The 14,286-nt window shown below is 49.6% G+C and carries 19 protein-coding genes and 1 pseudogene; 3 read left to right on the top strand and 17 right to left on the bottom strand.

Going from position 1 to position 14,286, the window contains the following annotated elements; genetic code table 11:
• Positions 1–64 precede the first annotated feature (64 nt).
• Entirely contained in the window at positions 65–2,224 is a 2,160-nt protein-coding gene (locus tag NKJ21_RS00650) for a hypothetical protein (protein WP_254732619.1), read from the top strand.
• A 7-nt stretch (positions 2,225–2,231) separates the two neighbouring features.
• Positions 2,232–2,948 (top strand): hypothetical protein, encoded by a 717-nt coding sequence (locus NKJ21_RS00645; RefSeq protein ID WP_042346226.1) that lies wholly within the window; start codon positions 2,232–2,234, stop codon positions 2,946–2,948.
• A gap of 85 nt (positions 2,949–3,033) precedes the next feature.
• On the opposite strand, the gene NKJ21_RS00640 is transcribed toward NKJ21_RS00645, so the two are convergent.
• The 12 genes and pseudogenes from NKJ21_RS00640 to NKJ21_RS00585 all read right to left on the bottom strand — a co-directional run bounded on the left by NKJ21_RS00640 (position 3,034) and on the right by NKJ21_RS00585 (position 9,324).
• Positions 3,034–3,351, bottom strand: coding sequence for a hypothetical protein (locus NKJ21_RS00640; protein WP_254732617.1), 318 nt, complete (start codon positions 3,349–3,351; stop codon positions 3,034–3,036).
• Positions 3,352–3,431: 80 nt separating this feature from the next.
• Positions 3,432–3,857, bottom strand: a pseudogene (locus NKJ21_RS00635) (terminase large subunit domain-containing protein); the annotation flags it as partial.
• A complete protein-coding gene (locus tag NKJ21_RS00630; protein WP_074387994.1) occupies positions 3,811–4,275 on the bottom strand; it encodes a phage terminase small subunit P27 family in 465 nt (154 codons plus the stop codon). The pseudogene NKJ21_RS00635 and the gene NKJ21_RS00630, both read right to left, overlap by 47 nt.
• 183 nt (positions 4,276–4,458) lie before the next feature.
• A complete protein-coding gene (locus NKJ21_RS00625; RefSeq protein WP_065905101.1) occupies positions 4,459–4,800 on the bottom strand; it encodes an HNH endonuclease in 342 nt (113 codons plus the stop codon).
• A gap of 188 nt (positions 4,801–4,988) precedes the next feature.
• Positions 4,989–5,774, bottom strand: a complete 786-nt coding sequence (locus NKJ21_RS00620; RefSeq protein WP_065905106.1) for a DUF4393 domain-containing protein — start codon at positions 5,772–5,774, stop codon at positions 4,989–4,991.
• Positions 5,775–5,921: 147 nt separating this feature from the next.
• Complete coding sequence (locus tag NKJ21_RS00615) at positions 5,922–6,122, bottom strand: hypothetical protein (protein ID WP_074439602.1); 201 nt, start codon at positions 6,120–6,122, stop codon at positions 5,922–5,924.
• Positions 6,067–6,345 (bottom strand): hypothetical protein, encoded by a 279-nt coding sequence (locus NKJ21_RS00610; RefSeq protein ID WP_065903227.1) that lies wholly within the window; start codon positions 6,343–6,345, stop codon positions 6,067–6,069. Before NKJ21_RS00610 ends, NKJ21_RS00615 begins: the two co-directional genes overlap by 56 nt.
• On the bottom strand, positions 6,342–6,578 hold the full coding sequence (locus NKJ21_RS00605; RefSeq protein ID WP_065903229.1) for a hypothetical protein: 237 nt from the start codon (positions 6,576–6,578) through the stop codon (positions 6,342–6,344). The genes NKJ21_RS00610 and NKJ21_RS00605 overlap by 4 nt, the downstream gene beginning before the upstream one ends.
• 2 nt (positions 6,579–6,580) lie before the next feature.
• Complete coding sequence (locus tag NKJ21_RS00600; RefSeq protein ID WP_065903231.1) at positions 6,581–7,051, bottom strand: glycoside hydrolase family protein; 471 nt, start codon at positions 7,049–7,051, stop codon at positions 6,581–6,583.
• Entirely contained in the window at positions 7,051–7,332 is a 282-nt protein-coding gene (locus NKJ21_RS00595; protein WP_008806056.1) for a phage holin family protein, read from the bottom strand. Before NKJ21_RS00595 ends, NKJ21_RS00600 begins: the two co-directional genes overlap by 1 nt.
• The gene (locus NKJ21_RS00590) at positions 7,319–7,714 is read right to left on the bottom strand and encodes a phage holin family protein (RefSeq protein ID WP_032421481.1); all 396 of its coding nucleotides are present in this window, start codon (positions 7,712–7,714) and stop codon (positions 7,319–7,321) included. The genes NKJ21_RS00595 and NKJ21_RS00590 overlap by 14 nt, the downstream gene beginning before the upstream one ends.
• A gap of 764 nt (positions 7,715–8,478) precedes the next feature.
• Positions 8,479–9,324, bottom strand: a complete 846-nt coding sequence (locus NKJ21_RS00585) for a TAXI family TRAP transporter solute-binding subunit (protein WP_254732615.1) — start codon at positions 9,322–9,324, stop codon at positions 8,479–8,481.
• Positions 9,325–9,581: 257 nt separating this feature from the next.
• Here NKJ21_RS00585 and NKJ21_RS00580 point away from each other — a divergent pair, with 257 nt between their 5' ends.
• The gene (locus tag NKJ21_RS00580) at positions 9,582–9,869 is read left to right on the top strand and encodes a hypothetical protein (protein ID WP_064279091.1); all 288 of its coding nucleotides are present in this window, start codon (positions 9,582–9,584) and stop codon (positions 9,867–9,869) included.
• A gap of 44 nt (positions 9,870–9,913) precedes the next feature.
• Here NKJ21_RS00580 and NKJ21_RS00575 read toward each other — a convergent pair whose 3' ends face one another.
• The 5 genes from NKJ21_RS00575 to NKJ21_RS00555 all read right to left on the bottom strand — a co-directional run bounded on the left by NKJ21_RS00575 (position 9,914) and on the right by NKJ21_RS00555 (position 14,255).
• Positions 9,914–10,966 carry a site-specific DNA-methyltransferase gene (locus tag NKJ21_RS00575; RefSeq protein ID WP_060598776.1) on the bottom strand — a complete coding sequence of 351 codons (1,053 nt, stop codon included), beginning with the start codon at positions 10,964–10,966 and terminating at the stop codon, positions 9,914–9,916.
• 149 nt (positions 10,967–11,115) lie between these two features.
• Positions 11,116–11,409: a hypothetical protein gene (locus NKJ21_RS00570; protein ID WP_225374879.1), complete on the bottom strand. Its 294-nt coding sequence runs from the start codon at positions 11,407–11,409 to the stop codon at positions 11,116–11,118.
• 107 nt (positions 11,410–11,516) lie between these two features.
• Positions 11,517–12,347: an antitermination protein gene (locus NKJ21_RS00565; RefSeq protein WP_060598778.1), complete on the bottom strand. Its 831-nt coding sequence runs from the start codon at positions 12,345–12,347 to the stop codon at positions 11,517–11,519.
• 18 nt (positions 12,348–12,365) lie between these two features.
• A complete protein-coding gene (locus NKJ21_RS00560; RefSeq protein ID WP_227532832.1) occupies positions 12,366–13,424 on the bottom strand; it encodes a DUF968 domain-containing protein in 1,059 nt (352 codons plus the stop codon).
• Positions 13,425–13,433: 9 nt separating this feature from the next.
• Positions 13,434–14,255, bottom strand: coding sequence for a KilA-N domain-containing protein (locus NKJ21_RS00555; protein WP_048323730.1), 822 nt, complete (start codon positions 14,253–14,255; stop codon positions 13,434–13,436).
• Positions 14,256–14,286 lie beyond the last annotated feature (31 nt).

The raw sequence follows: 14,286 nt of genomic DNA, 5'->3' as shown, positions 1-14,286 counted from the left end.
TAAAAAGCTCCTCGCTTTCGCTCAAACCCTCGTTTGGGCGAAGCCTCTTTTTGGAGCAAAAAACATGGCCGAACTTAACCCGCCTTTGGGAACGACGACGCCTGAAATATTCCTGGATAACGTCAAGCGCGCTGACGAACTGGTGAACGGTCCGGCCGGAACGATTAACGATCGCGGCGGTGAACCGCTTGATACCTGGCGCCAGATGATGGCGAAAAATGATGAGGTCAGGCAGAACCTGATCCCACTCAGCAAGCAGTATATGAATGAGGCGGCAGCGCAGGCAGATATCGCGAATATCCCCGTTGGCTCCACGACCTATGTTCGCAGCCAGGACATCTGGGCGCTGGCTGATGAGTACATGAATAACGGCGGGACGCTGCAACCTACCGGGCGGAAAATGCCATCTCAGGAGCTGGTCAATATCATGACTGAATTGATCAGAGCAACGTTCAGCCAGAATGCGCCAGCAGGTATGTCTCTTGCCTTTATGGATGAACGGAAAAATTATTCGGTAGGACTGGATGAGGCGGGCCGGTTGCTTGCCGGGTGGATTAAGGCGAATAAAGCAGAATTAAAAAAGCTCTCAGCGGATGAATTTATTTCGTCGATCATCTCGTCGTCACGTCTGAATATCGGGAATTCCGCTTTATCTGTAGTGGCTGACGGTAACGCTGTTTCAGTTTATGACACACTTAAACGGCTTTGTTTTGCCATTAATAAAAAAGGGGTACTGAAATCAGGGAAGGCTGAGATCAACAATCTTACGATTGCCAGTATCTTAGGGTTACCAGCCAACGCCAGCATTTCTACTGCGACATTCCGCGATTTCGTTATGGCGTGGCGTGATACGTTAAATCGTCCGGCTGTGGGTATCAAAAAAAACGGGGCATTTGCTGCGGGGAAAATTGAAGCGAATCATGGAGAGGTAAAATCGCTGAAAGCCGAAACTCTGGAAGTTAAAGCGATTATTTCCCCGGAATTCCTGCGCTATTTCAATCAGTCCATTTACTCACGCCTGCCGGATATTGCCCATAAAATCGGTTACGGACAATCGCTCGCTGCGGGCGTAAATACTCAGGCGCTGATTACGATCGCTGCGCTGTATACCGCATTGCGTTTTATCGGTGGGGTACGGGCGCAGGATGGCTCCGGCACTTCGGCAGAAAACCATGCTCAGTTGGTCCCCTACGTCGAGACGTATAAAAACACCGATAACGGCCAGGCATGGGAAACCCCGATGGGGGCCAGTATTCGTGGCTGGTACGAGCTAATGATGGCGGAGAATTTCGGTTTTAACCCGGACGATCTCATTATTCTGGGTTCCGTTCCCGCTGAGGGTGGGCAGCCCATTGATGTGCTGGCGGCGTATCCCGGAAAGTACATGCAGCGAGTTTTCGATGATATCAGTTATGGTTACGCCCGCGCTCAGGAGCTCGGGAAAACCTACCGGCCTGTGGCGATGTACTGGATGCAGGGGGAAGCAGATCAGACGAAAGGCACCACCAAAGCAGACTATCAGGCTATTTTCGACACTATGCAACAGCGGATCGATGCCCACGCCTCGGCTGTGTGCGGCGAAGAAGTCCATGTGCCGATTTTTGTTTATCAGTTCAGCAGCTGGATAAACCGGACGCCGAACACAGCCTATCCCACCATTCCGATGGCGCTGCTGGAGCTGGCGCAAACACGCGAAAATGTGTACCTCACTAACCCTATGTACATTCACGACTACACGGATGGCGCGCATCTCACCGCCCGCAGCTCCTATATTCAGGGGCTGTATATTTCAGTGATGGAAAAGCGGGCGCTGATTGACGGCAAAGCGGCAAAACCTCTGATGCCGGTTAGTCATCAACGCCAGGGCCGCGCCGCTACGGTGTGGCTGAATCCGGTGGGTCGGCTGAGCTTTGATACCAGCATTGTTTCTGATCCGGGTAATTATGGTTTCCGGCTGCTGCACCCTGACACACGTGCGATTATCCCGCTGACCAGCCTCAATATCCGTTATGACGCGGTGACTGTCTCAACGGCAGCGGATATCCCTGCCGGGGCCATTCTTCAGTATGCCTTTCACGGCGGTACCACCGGCCAGTCACCGGGCCGCCTGACCGGGCCGCGCGGTTGTCTGCGTGACAGCCAGGGCGACATTATCAGTTTTACCCTTAATAGCGAGGTTATCCGTATGGATAACTATTGCGTCATGTTTGAAATCACGTTGTGAGGTAATTATGTCTAATCAGGGATTATCTATTAATGTTGATGCTGTCTGGGATGATGACTGCATTATCGGATCGAGTTATCCGCAGCCGTCTATCGCGAGCATTGCCACATTTGGCAGCCAGAACTTTGGGGCTATTTTTGGGGAAGAGCCAACCATAGTGGGGGCACCTGTCATCAACACGTACTGGTTTACGGGTGGTGTGGGTGCGGGGGGGTATGATCTGAAAGTCACGGATAACCCGGTTAAAACCATGATGGTGTTACTCCGGCCTAAAAGCACTACCAGAGCGCTGGGCATGGGTAACTATCTCGGCTCTGCTGTACAACCGCAGGGGGATACGTTTGTTTTTGAACCGGCGATTCCTCAAATCAGGGGGATTGTGGGGCGGTCAAGCGGGACAGCAACCGCCACCCTCGCGACTCCACTGGACACCAGTAAATTCCATCTGGTTTTCCTCGATGTGAATAACTCTATGGTTCAGCTTCATAAAATGACGAACAGTGAGCTGTTATCGACTGAACAGGTCGCTGTTACCGCCCGCGCAATCCCTGTTCCAAATAAGTCGATTTATGCTGGCTACTCCTATATCACGTCAGATTTTTTAGGCGCTGTGGATATTGCAATGACAGGGGTGTGGGCGGGCGGAATACTCTCTCAGGCCGAAAAAATGGATATGGTAGACCTCGTTACTCAGAGCTATGAAGGGATTTTATCTATAGCGTAAATCTGGACTCTCGAAGAGAACCATGAAGGCCAGCCAGGGCGATGATCCCCGGTGAATACCGGGGAAATTGAACAGCCCGCCGTAATTAACTGAATCGGGAGGCGCACAGGTTGTAATCGGCAGTCAGTATATCGGTGGCCGTCAGGCCGGATGTACCGACATCATCAACCCGTGCGCGATACAGCATACCTGTCCAGGACAACGGAAACGGATTGCTCGTTCCAACCCGTCGCGTCGTGGGCTCTCCGGGCGGTGTCGCCGCCAGCGCAGATGTTGAGGTAAACACCACCACCTTATCGATATAGGCGCGAACAGTATGCTGTGTGCCATCCGCGCTGAACTCGCATTCAACGGCGAACTGATGCCGTCCTCCATCAAACAGGGGGAGCAGATTGCTGGTCACTACGTAATTTTTACCACGTACGGCCAGCTCTATTTTAGTCGGTTGTCCGGTTGCATCGGTCGTCGGCACAACTGATAAAAGCGCATTCGCATATCTGCAGTAAGACAGTAAAGACCTATCCCGGCAGAAAGGGGGGATTTGCCAGATCCTTTTCCTGATTCCACGTAAACCATTCGGAACCGGCGAAAACCTCTGGCATTTTTCCAGCCAAAAATCGAACCGACGATGAAACACTGCCATGGAAGCAGAACAAAAGGCGCACCTTCAAAATCGCCCCCGTTAAGCTTGAGGACTTTCGCAAAATAATCAATGGAGCGCTGTGCTGCCTCAACATCCCAATGGAGCCCTCGTGCATGGCAAGATTCAAGATCCCTGAGGTGTCTCTGGCAGGCATTTCGAATGTCAGGACCGGCCAGTTCTTTTCCAGAGGTTACATCCTTTGCATACTGCGTTGCCGGATCAACCGAAGAACTTGTCGAGCGTGTCTTCTTCGGGGGTTTCGCCATTCAATTTCACCTTCGTCCTTGCCGCTGGTGTCAGACCGAATTCAACCAGGTAACTTTTAAAACGACGGTCAGCATCAGCCAGCATTGAAACTGCCGGGTTGGCCTTTATCAGAAAACCACCCTCGGTCTGGACGGTATAAGTTCTGCCCTCTACAGCGATGGTGTCGCGCAGTTGCAGGATATCGGCATAAATATCGCAAAGCCTTTCAAGAGCCAAAGTATCTGCAACGGTGAGAACACCCATACCATCGAGAAGCACAGTCAGCCGACCCCATGCCACCTTACCCCAGTCGGTAAGATGAGCTGGGGGGCCTGGAATTTCTTTAGCTGGCGTGGGTTCTTTATCGTTGAGTTTTCGTTTGCCCGGGTTGCCGGTAACCACTTTGAGGTGGGTCGGTTTCGGGCGTCGTCCTGCCATCGGAACCTCCCGGAAAAAAACTTTTCATTTCGCGGTTGTGCACAAAAAGGACTGGCGGCGGTCATTTGGGTTCGAGGTTCTGAACTTTTGACCCGCCCCTCCCCCCTCAGATGAGAATCGACATCATTTGAATGCTAATGATTTCAAATGACAATCACTTTTGAGGTATATTGATAATGGTTATCACTTAAACCAATGAGAAGCCGGGTCCAGTGGCATCCCGTTTTCATCGCAGCCAATCAGGGTACCGCGCTTCTCCATTCGCTGCTTCGTTGAGTCGTGGTGCTGCTTACACAGCCCTTGCCAGTTCTTCCGGCTCCAGAAAAGCTTTTTCGCCTTCGCGATTGCCTGGCTGTCACCAGAGCGCAGAGCCTCTTTCAGTTTGTGCGGGATGATGTGGTCTACCACCGTTGCCGCTGTCACCCTGCCTTGCTCCTGGCACATGACGCACAAGGGGTGCGCACGTAGGAAGATAAGACGCTCTCGGTCCCACTTACTGCCGTAGATGCGGGGCTCTTTGTTCATGCTATATCGGTCCTGTAATACTATCGCAAACACTCAATGATACCTGCTGCAAATCTTTACTGAACTTGCATCATGATCGAAAGGAACCATTGCCTGAACTCATCCAGCGGGTTTTAATAAGAATTTTCTACATGGTTAAAATTAAAAAGAAGTCACTCCCAGGGGACTTCTTTTTAATAAACATTATGCTAAAATTTAGCTTGGCTAAGACCATTTGTACAGCATGAGTAAAAAAGGTGTCCAAACTTGCTAAGTCTTATAAAAAAGAAATCAAGCTCACCAGCACGCAGCTCGCGCCATTTATTAGAGTGTTTATTAATATCATCATTTGCATATTCTAAGAGCCCCAGTTTATTAAGGTGGTCTATATAAATATAAAAGTTCTCTGGATAAAAGAACTCCTCAGGATTTATCAACATATCTGAGAATTTCACTTCCTGACCATCAATAGGAAACGAGGCGTTGCCAAACTGTTTGTTTCTCTTTTCTTCAGTGAGAATTTCCCAACCATTTTTGGGGCGTATGAATGAAGAAGGATTAGACTCAGATAATCGATGAAGGAAAAATGCTTCATCAGATGATAATTGTCCAATGATCGGTAGAAATGCCGGATGGGCCAACTGGCTACGATCCTTATCCATTGATGCCGAGAGCAAATCAATATATAGCTTTCCTAATATGGTTTCGCTTGAATGATATTTCAATTTTTCAGCTATATCCAAAGCCATTCCCTCTGGTGGCATTACTCGTCTTTCTTCTGGTATATCACTTAAAGCTTTTGTAAACCCACGATCAACTCTATCTTGTACATAGGCCGTACATTGAATCGGTAAAGTTATAAGGCGTAGAGTTTTTGCTAAATCCTCACCTAGCCTTCCAAACTGCCTTAGCATTGGGTGAGTCGTATCATTATACAGCTGGAGCCATACCTCTTTGGGTACAGACTGTATAATGTCCATAGTTTCCTTATCCATGCTTACTCCTTAACCAAGGCATTGTATATTATTTAATGAGAATACATGAGTAACTCACCGCTAGCGAGAATTCATTCTACTCAGTATCTCCGAGGATTAAAGTGCAATAGCTCTTTACAGTGCCGCCGTCCTACGGTTTAGCTTCGCTCATTTCGTATCCTTTTCGGTTGGTTGCGGGCAGTTAGCCTGCACTGATTTGTTGTGCGCCAGAATGTCGCGCTTGGTCTGCTTATCCAGCACGTCGATATCGTGGTCAGTCAGGTAGATGATCCTCACCCAGCTGCAGGCCGTATCAACGACTACCGGGGCGGGTAAACTTTTCGCGCAGCTCCCGATCAACGTCGTCATCAGGCATATGGCTAACAGTCTGCTGTACATCGCTGGCCTCTTTCGTGACTTCCACCTTACGTTCTGCCGTGGCGACGGTAGCGGCGGCGTTTTCTTCGGTGCGCTGCTGCTCGGCACCAGCATCGCCTACACTTTTCCCCTGGCTTTTACCGAGATGAAATGCGCCGAATATCAGGGCCAGCACCGTAGCAATTGCCCCTACAATGATTTCCATCGTAGTCATGGCTTATGACCTGTATCGGTGCTGCTGTCGTCCAGACTAAATTGCTTAATGATGCGAGCAATCGCAGCGCAGACAGAGACAAAACCAACGACGTAACCCAGATACTGATCCGGGATTAATGCTTTCACGTTATCCGGTACCGCGACCCACGACGTTGCGACGATGGCAAGAGCAGCCAGAATGCGAACAGACCACATCTTCCAGGCTGATTGCCAGTTTTCGATAAGCTTCATCTTTACTCCTTAACAAAACCGCCAGCGGCTTTAAATTTTGCGATGAGGTTGTCGGCCTTATGCTCAAACTGACCATAGCCGGCGCCTGGTAATGAGGCCCAGATGTTGCTGCAGCGGTCGATCGCCTGCCGGATATTACCGTTATCAATGAGCGGCAAAGCGCCACGTTCTTTAATCTGCTGCAGGGCAACCTGGTCCTGCGACGCCGGCGAGAAGTCTTTCAGCCCAAGCTGCTTGCGATAAGCATCCCACCACTTCGACAGGAGCTGGTAGCGCCCGGCTGCGGTTGATTTGATACCCAACTTAGGCAGGATCACCAACTTGCGAGGATGATCGCTGTAATCGGTAAAGAGTGAGCCACCGACGATGACGTCGTACCCTTTGTTTTTAGTGGGTTGACCAGGCTTATCTGTACCTTCCGACCAAGCGAGCATGTCCAAAAATACCCTTCGTTGCTTATTAATTTCCTGCATTAGTGCCTCAGTGTATCGACCAGACGCGCCACGTTACCCCGAGCCCACAGCACGGCGGCGCATATCATTACGTTTGCCATTACCACCAGCCAGTGGGACTGTACGTAAAGACCGAAGATAAATTGGAAAGGAATGCTCGCGTAAATTAATACCAGCAAGTAAGCAAGAATGGAGATACCAGGGCGATGCCTGGCACCGCGACGTTGATAAAACATCAAAGCGCAGACAATAACGGCACATATCACCGCATTGACCAGCGCTGCCGGGTCATTTATTACCACTCGAACCTCCTCCCCTTAATCGGGAAAGTAATCCGAACAGGCTGCTCAAGTCCTGGCTGTTAATGAAAGTCAGGACCTTAATGGTGACAGCAGATGCCACCACCGCACCGAGCGCATCAAGCGGACGATCTGTATAGCCTGTCCAGGTAGTAAATTTTGAGCCTAATAATCCTGCAGCCAGAACACCGACAATAAACGACGTCATGAAGTAAGCTATTTGCCTTCCACGTGTCAGGTTTGCGGTCGTTGCCACATAAAAAACCGCGCCGCCAAAAGCACCAAATACCACACCAAAATCGGTATGGGTGATAACGCCATATACGACGGAACCAATTAAACCGCCGCCAAAAATCAGGCCGGTACCAGTTAAAGGATCGGACATTTAGCCCCCTCTATTGCTGTGAGTCCTCTCATAAGCGAGGGGAATAAAAAAAGCCTGCACGATGGCAAGCCCTGAATTGATTTAGAAATATTCAGCGACGGAACATTGGGATTTGAAAAACCAATAAGCAGGGCTGGTCTACTACCTTTTTTTGGTGTTATGCTTTGCCATCTCGATATAGGTCGACGTTAACCTTGTCTTGCTCATCTTTCGATTTAGATGCGATATTAAAATTAGACATGCTTATGGCTCACATTTCCAGATAGTATTTTGCACCCCACTACCTTTCGGTAAGTTCGGGTTCATATTAGCGCTATGGAGATAAACTGCTTTCGATTTGCCATATTGCTGGCACGCCTTAACAGCTGTGTTATGCAAACTATCCAGTCCGTACCAAGCATCGGACTGAATACTGACCTTTTCACCATCATTATACTGGACTGCTGCGCACCCCGACAGAGCACCTATAATCACAACACCTATAAACAGTCGAATGCTTTTCATTGCGTTCCCCTACGATTACTGAGGCGGATTATAGGGTATGCAGCAAAACCTTTCGAGTGGAATATGAGAGCCAAAACAGCCCTAGAACAAACAGTCATTGGGTTGAGGGATCTACCGCGCACCCTACGAATCTCATCTGAGTATCAGCGCCACAACAATGACGACTAATAGCACCAGATCTAGCAGCAGCCCCGCCAGTCGCCAGGCAACAAGTAACGCGATAGTGAACAACACCCAGAAACACAGCCTGCGCAGCATGGTTATTTACCGTTGGTGCCGAGCACCCGGCTCAGGTTTTTCAGAAGGACGGTCGAGGCTGTTTCCAGCACCTCATCACCCGCATCGGTATTGGCGACCACCAGCGTTTTAGTGCAGGGAACTTTGACCTTCGAATCGCTCAGCCAGCCTGACTCAGTCACCGCTTTTTTCAGCTCGTACACGGGTTTCCCGTTCGGCAGCTTGTCGTCAACATGCCAGCCGTTCATATCGATCATCGTCAGGCCGCTGCCTTCCTGGTTAACCGCCTCCAGAAATTTATTCGACCTGTCCGGCGCGGAGACCCAAAGGAAGGCGTCATACTCGCCAGTGGTGACTTTCGCCTGCGAGCGCACACCGCCTTTGGCGTAGGTCTCGACTTTGGCATAATCCTTTTCCAGTCCCTGCAGATATTGCCAGGATGCATACGATCCGCTGGTTGGCTCACCGACTGCGATTTTCACACCCGCCTTTAAATCCCCTTCGTCGCTGATCTTGCCGCCCTTCTTCACCGCGACAAAAACGCATTCATCAGCCAGTTCGCCGATGATGTCCACCTTCTGCGCTTCGTTGCTGTGCCGACTGCGCCAGAACTGAAATGCATCAGCCTGGGTGAAACCGATCTGCGCGATACCGCTGGCCACTTTGTCGAGATTGTCCAACGAGCCTTTGCTGGGGATCACCGTCGAACTGTAGCCGTACTCACTCATTGCGCTGGCGAGGTTCACGCCGTACACCGCGTTGTAGGTCAAACCCTGTTGACCCGTGGTGATGACGACTTCAGAAGCCGAAGCGGCGTTACTCAGGCACAGCGAAACGGCCGCAATGACGGCCATGATGATTTTTTTCATGTGACTTTCCTTTACAGGGGTGAGCCAGTGCCCAGAGGTAATCGCCCTCAGAGTAGTCACGCGACCATTCTGTGGCTCACCCCTGTTAAGGCTCTGAGGATAATATGCACCGGCACAGGTGCTTCTATAAAAATCACTCCACGCATAATAATTATATTAATTACTACCACAATTAGTAGTAACTAAAAATAGTTGTTAACAAAGCTTATGAGCTGATGTAGATGTATATTTGCAATTTACACACACAAGGAATTAAAATGAGTAATCTACGCAGTTTTGTTTTCCGGGTTAATGATCAAGCTGATAAGGATTTTAATGATTTATTTTCATATAATCACTTATCTAATAGTTTAATAAAAATATCAGATGGATCAGGCGAAGATTATGGTCCTTACTTCAATCAACATGTAAGGGTCTATGTTTTCATCACCTCTGATGATGGTTCATTCAGAGACATGCAACTAAAAGTACAAACTAAATTTAATACAAAGTTCATTTCCACCCGAATGTATGGTGAGCTTTACGTAGATTCAGTTAAAATTTAAAATCATTAAGGACCAGTAAATTCTGGTCCTTAATGACTATTAAACTAACTGTTAATTAATTTATTCATTTCCAAAACAGTTTGTTCAAATCTCTCCCTCTCTAGCTCAACACCGATGCCTTTCCGACCGAGAATAGCGGCCTGCTTAAGCGTTGAGCCAGAACCAGCAAAGAAATCAGCTACGACCTCCCCTGGCCGACTGCTTGCAGTAATGATCTGCTGGAGCATATCGGCAGGTTTTTCGCATGGGTGCTTTCCTGGGTAGAACTGAACTGGCTTATGCGTCCAGACGTCGGTATATGGCACCGTGACCGATACGCTAAATGGTCGCCGTAGCCGGTAATACTCCTGCTGAAGTTCAGAGTACTTCCGGTTAAGTGATTGCCATGTCGCCACGAGCTGGTGGTGAGGCTTGCCCAGTTCGCTGCGGGAGTATTTTTCCATAGCAATTTTCTGGAACAGCGCCTGCAGCTTCAGATAATCAGCTTCGTTTGGCAGTTGCCACTGACTCAGACCAAACCAGTGGGAAACCATATTCTTCTTACCTGTGGCTTCTGCAATCTGCATTGACGTCACGCCGAGAGATTCCCTGGCATCCCGGAAGTAAGAAATCAGAGGCGCCATGACATGCTGTTTTAACTCATTACACTTTGCGGCATATCCATCGTCTTTCGGCCTGTATGGCCCCTGGTAATGGTCGGCAAAAATGATACGCTCAGTGGCCGGGAAATAAGCGCGTAGGCTCTCCTTATTGCAGCCGTTCCATCGCCCTGATGGCTTAGCCCAGATGATATGGTTGAGCAGGTTAAAACGCTCTCTAACCAGTATTTCAATATCGGATGCTAAACGGTGCCCGCAGAACAGGTACATACTGCCGGAGGGTTTTAATACCCGCCAGAACTCGGACAAACATCTATCCAGCCAACGTAAATAATCCTCGTCCCCTTTCCACTGATTATCCCAGCCGTTCGGCTTTACCTTAAAGTAAGGTGGGTCCGTAACGATTAGGTCGATAGAGTTATCAGGTAGCGATGGAAGATATTGCAGGCAGTCAGCATTCACCAACTCAATACTGGATATTTTTACAGTGTTTTTCATAGATCAGTAAGCGTAACTCTGGTAGGCTCACTATGCTTTTGCGCTAAAGCAGTGGGCCATGGTTCGCTTGTGACCTTCTACATGAGCGAATGGCTGGCCGGGTGCTACAACACCCACCAGCCGCCCATTTTCACAGCAGGAAACCTCCATTACTGGAGGCGCTTGTAACACCCAAACTGGTAATCAGATAGCCCCGCCATCACAAGCTGCGTCAGTATTAACTGGCAACGTTCGCGCGTCAGGTGCGTATTCTGTGCAATCTCTCCAGCCGTTGCAGGCTTGTCGCTTAAGGCGTTCAAAACCGCTTTGGCTGTTTCTGTCATATCTTGCTGATTTAGCATGTCTTTTACCCTTTCATTTGGCGTGACACACAGATAACTCTGGTCGAATAATTCAGCAAGCGACAAATTACCGCCACTGCGAGAAATGTGATTCGCAGCCATAAAAAAACCCGCTCGGAGGCGGGTTTGATAACGTTGAACATACAATGCCCATCGTTAAGATTAAATTTACACAAAAACGGCAACTTTGCAAGCATCGTGTCGCTATTTCATGCGAAATTTATCAAATCAGTCGTTTTTGTAACTCGCCGGAGTTGAGCATCAGTAAAACTCTCCTCCACAAAACATTTGGTCACCAGGCTTTCATAGAAAGGTTTCCAGCTATAACGCCAGGTACGCTCCGGCAAGCCAGGTAACTCTGAAAGGATGCCGCGGTATGCGTTGGAGGATTTTGGCCTGCTAAACCCGCGGCCTTCACAACGCTTACATGTCTTGTAGACAGGCACTCCCTGAAGTTCGGATTCTTTGCGGTCAAGTGTCTTCCCCGTCCCGCTACACTGGCAGCGCTTACTGATTTTCCCGGTGCCATGGCATTTCACACAAAGCACGTGATCGACATCCTGCACCTGCCGCTTAACCTCAAAATCCGAAGGTGACTGCCTGAGGTCTTTTGCCCATTGCGGTAATCTCATTGTGTAGTGGCTTTTCTCGACCATTTTAACTTTCTTCACGAACCCCTTACCTGCGCATTTCGTACAGTCCGTAGTATCCGCAGCTGATGAGGCGTAGTCGTGATATGCGAACCTGGCGATGATCAGCATGCAAAGAGGAAATTTCTTGCCGGCGGCTTTCCTGACTGAGCGGGGAGCATTCTTCTTTGCATATTCGGCCAACCAGTGAATTGAGGCCATGCGGTCATTCTCGCTGATGCCAGCCTTACCCAGGAACATGGATAATCCGATCCCCGCTTCGGCCTGCGTCATCCCCAGCGCAGCCATAACGTCAGTTACGGTGAGTTGTTCGCTGGCAGTTGCTCTCCCGCTATCTGAAATATGCATTCCTTTCGGGGCAAAGAATTTTGGAATTGATTCGATATTCATGCTCAGCACTCCATACACTTATTCTTTAAAAATGACGCCAATGCCAAGCGCACGATCAAGAAAACGGATTAGCAGCTCCAGCTGCGAACCATACTTCTCTTCAAATGCGATGAGGTTGGCATGTAGTTCATCGTGATGCGCTCTGCACAGCGGTATCACGAACAGGTCATGGGCTTTGGTTGCTGTTCCTCCCATACCATGCCCTATTATATGGTGTGGATCGTCAGCTGGTTGCCTACAGCAGGCACATTCCTGTGTTTTTACCCACTTGGTGTATTGAGGGCAAGTCCAGCGCCGGCGCTTCGGTCGCAACATAAATGCTTCAGGGCAGTCCGGATCCACGCCCAACCGGAGAATAGGTCTCCCAGCATCCTGATCACCCGTCTCCAGATCCCCTGTTATGGCATGGCTTTCCCTCTTATCCAGACGTCTTTTAAGTATGTCGCCCGCGGGTATTGCCGGGATGATGTCGCTGTCCCTGTATACCGAACGGTGCGGCTCTGGAGCTATCCGCAAGGCCTTTTCAGCCATAGCCTCCGTTATCACATCAGAAATCCCAGACTGAACAGCCCACCAGCACAACTCTGCAAGGGATAATGTCCTTTCCCGGGTGCATCCAAGCGAAAGCAGGACCATATCGATGACCCAGTCGATAACATTACGGCTTGCTATTTCCTTGATCGCCGGATCCGGCTCATCTCGAAGCTTATTGTCGCAATGCCAGCATAATAAAACGGAGCCTGGATCTTGCCTTAAGATGACTGTTTCGATGTGGTGATATCCCTCATCATGATTCTGGCATTGTCTGACAGCCAGGCTAAGCCATCGCTCCAGCCCCTCAATACCTCCCGCAGCTGTGATGACACGTGGATCGGTAAAGAAAGGAACAAGGCTGCGATCTACGGATAACGGCTGGCGAGCGTCTGGCACTTTCCCCGTAGGAAAACCGGCCATGTACTCGGGCTGTGGAGTTATTAGAACGCGCCCCTGAGCAAAAAGGCTCATCAGCTCCTTTCCCGGTTTAAAGAGTACTACGCCGAGGCGGGGCACAATCTCTGGTGTTAGTAATCCGCGCAAGATCATCCCCTACTGCGTGACAATGCCGAGCAGTCTCAGAAGCTCGGGAAATTTTGATTCAAAAAAATGTGGCTGAGTCTCCCGGGGATTCGCAGGGCTGGTGATATTTTTCCCGTAAAGGCAGCCTTTGGCTGTTACAGACCAGAATTTTTTTACTCCGTTTAATCCGCTCCGGCTTTGCCGTTCCTTCTGATCCACGATCCCGGCACGAGCCATTAAGTGATATGCCTGGTTTGCAGTTAGCCGTATCCCATGGGTTTTAAGCAGAGCACTAAGCGAGAGTGTGGGCCGACTGGATCCATCCATGGCGCCGGCTGGAGCATCAATCGCATAAGCAGGCATTAAATCTGGAAGCCCGGCCGCCTGTTGCAATTTCTGGTAAGCACCAAGTTTGGAAGAATTGGAGAGGTTTAATGTTCGGGATGCTGACTCCAGCAAAATGACACCAGCCTGAATACGATCGGAGGTCAGCGTTGTCATAGTATTTTGCACCGCATCAAACGTTCTGATGACTTTCAGATTGAAGGCGGCGCTAATCCACATAGCATAGGCATACACCAATTCCTTGCAGGCGTATGTCCCAGGGTTGATCCCTCCTCTCACAACATCGACAGGAGCAAACGCCATATCTGGCGTTAGCTCAGCAATCAACTGAGCTGCCATCTCGGACCGAAGCCAGCGGTTAGGATTATGACGTTCTTCTCCACCAGCTGCGCGCTGAAAGTCATTTAAACAAAATCGACCTGCCGCATCCCGGCGAACGAAAATACCTTCAATCGCCAAATGAGAGTGGTTTTTGGGCGCACCATAGCCCATAACGTGGTTAGCCATACTTATCTCCATACACTTTAACGTGACGATC

This window comes from Klebsiella sp. SWET4 (assembly GCF_024296565.1).
Taxonomy (GTDB): Bacteria; Pseudomonadota; Gammaproteobacteria; order Enterobacterales; family Enterobacteriaceae; genus Klebsiella; species Klebsiella variicola.
This window is presented reverse-complemented; position numbering and strand designations above follow the sequence as displayed.

Excerpts from the sequence above, each read along its gene's own strand:
- NKJ21_RS00625 (WP_065905101.1), bottom strand. The coding sequence starts at position 4,800 with ATGAACAAAGAGCCCCGCATCTACGGCAGTAAGTGGGACCGAGAGCGT.
- NKJ21_RS00590 (WP_032421481.1), bottom strand. The coding sequence starts at position 7,714 with ATGTCCGATCCTTTAACTGGTACCGGCCTGATTTTTGGCGGCGGTTTA.
- NKJ21_RS00610 (WP_065903227.1), bottom strand. The coding sequence starts at position 6,345 with ATGACTACGATGGAAATCATTGTAGGGGCAATTGCTACGGTGCTGGCC.
- NKJ21_RS00645 (WP_042346226.1), top strand. The coding sequence starts at position 2,232 with ATGTCTAATCAGGGATTATCTATTAATGTTGATGCTGTCTGGGATGAT.
- NKJ21_RS00650 (WP_254732619.1), top strand. The coding sequence starts at position 65 with ATGGCCGAACTTAACCCGCCTTTGGGAACGACGACGCCTGAAATATTC.
- NKJ21_RS00580 (WP_064279091.1), top strand. The coding sequence starts at position 9,582 with ATGAGTAATCTACGCAGTTTTGTTTTCCGGGTTAATGATCAAGCTGAT.
- NKJ21_RS00620 (WP_065905106.1), bottom strand. The coding sequence starts at position 5,774 with ATGGATAAGGAAACTATGGACATTATACAGTCTGTACCCAAAGAGGTA.
- NKJ21_RS00615 (WP_074439602.1), bottom strand. The coding sequence starts at position 6,122 with ATGACGACGTTGATCGGGAGCTGCGCGAAAAGTTTACCCGCCCCGGTA.
- NKJ21_RS00570 (WP_225374879.1), bottom strand. The coding sequence starts at position 11,409 with ATGGCTGCGAATCACATTTCTCGCAGTGGCGGTAATTTGTCGCTTGCT.
- NKJ21_RS00565 (WP_060598778.1), bottom strand. The coding sequence starts at position 12,347 with ATGAATATCGAATCAATTCCAAAATTCTTTGCCCCGAAAGGAATGCAT.
- NKJ21_RS00605 (WP_065903229.1), bottom strand. The coding sequence starts at position 6,578 with ATGAAGCTTATCGAAAACTGGCAATCAGCCTGGAAGATGTGGTCTGTT.
- NKJ21_RS00585 (WP_254732615.1), bottom strand. The coding sequence starts at position 9,324 with ATGAAAAAAATCATCATGGCCGTCATTGCGGCCGTTTCGCTGTGCCTG.
- NKJ21_RS00630 (WP_074387994.1), bottom strand. The coding sequence starts at position 4,275 with ATGGCAGGACGACGCCCGAAACCGACCCACCTCAAAGTGGTTACCGGC.
- NKJ21_RS00600 (WP_065903231.1), bottom strand. The coding sequence starts at position 7,051 with ATGCAGGAAATTAATAAGCAACGAAGGGTATTTTTGGACATGCTCGCT.
- NKJ21_RS00575 (WP_060598776.1), bottom strand. The coding sequence starts at position 10,966 with ATGAAAAACACTGTAAAAATATCCAGTATTGAGTTGGTGAATGCTGAC.
- NKJ21_RS00555 (WP_048323730.1), bottom strand. The coding sequence starts at position 14,255 with ATGGCTAACCACGTTATGGGCTATGGTGCGCCCAAAAACCACTCTCAT.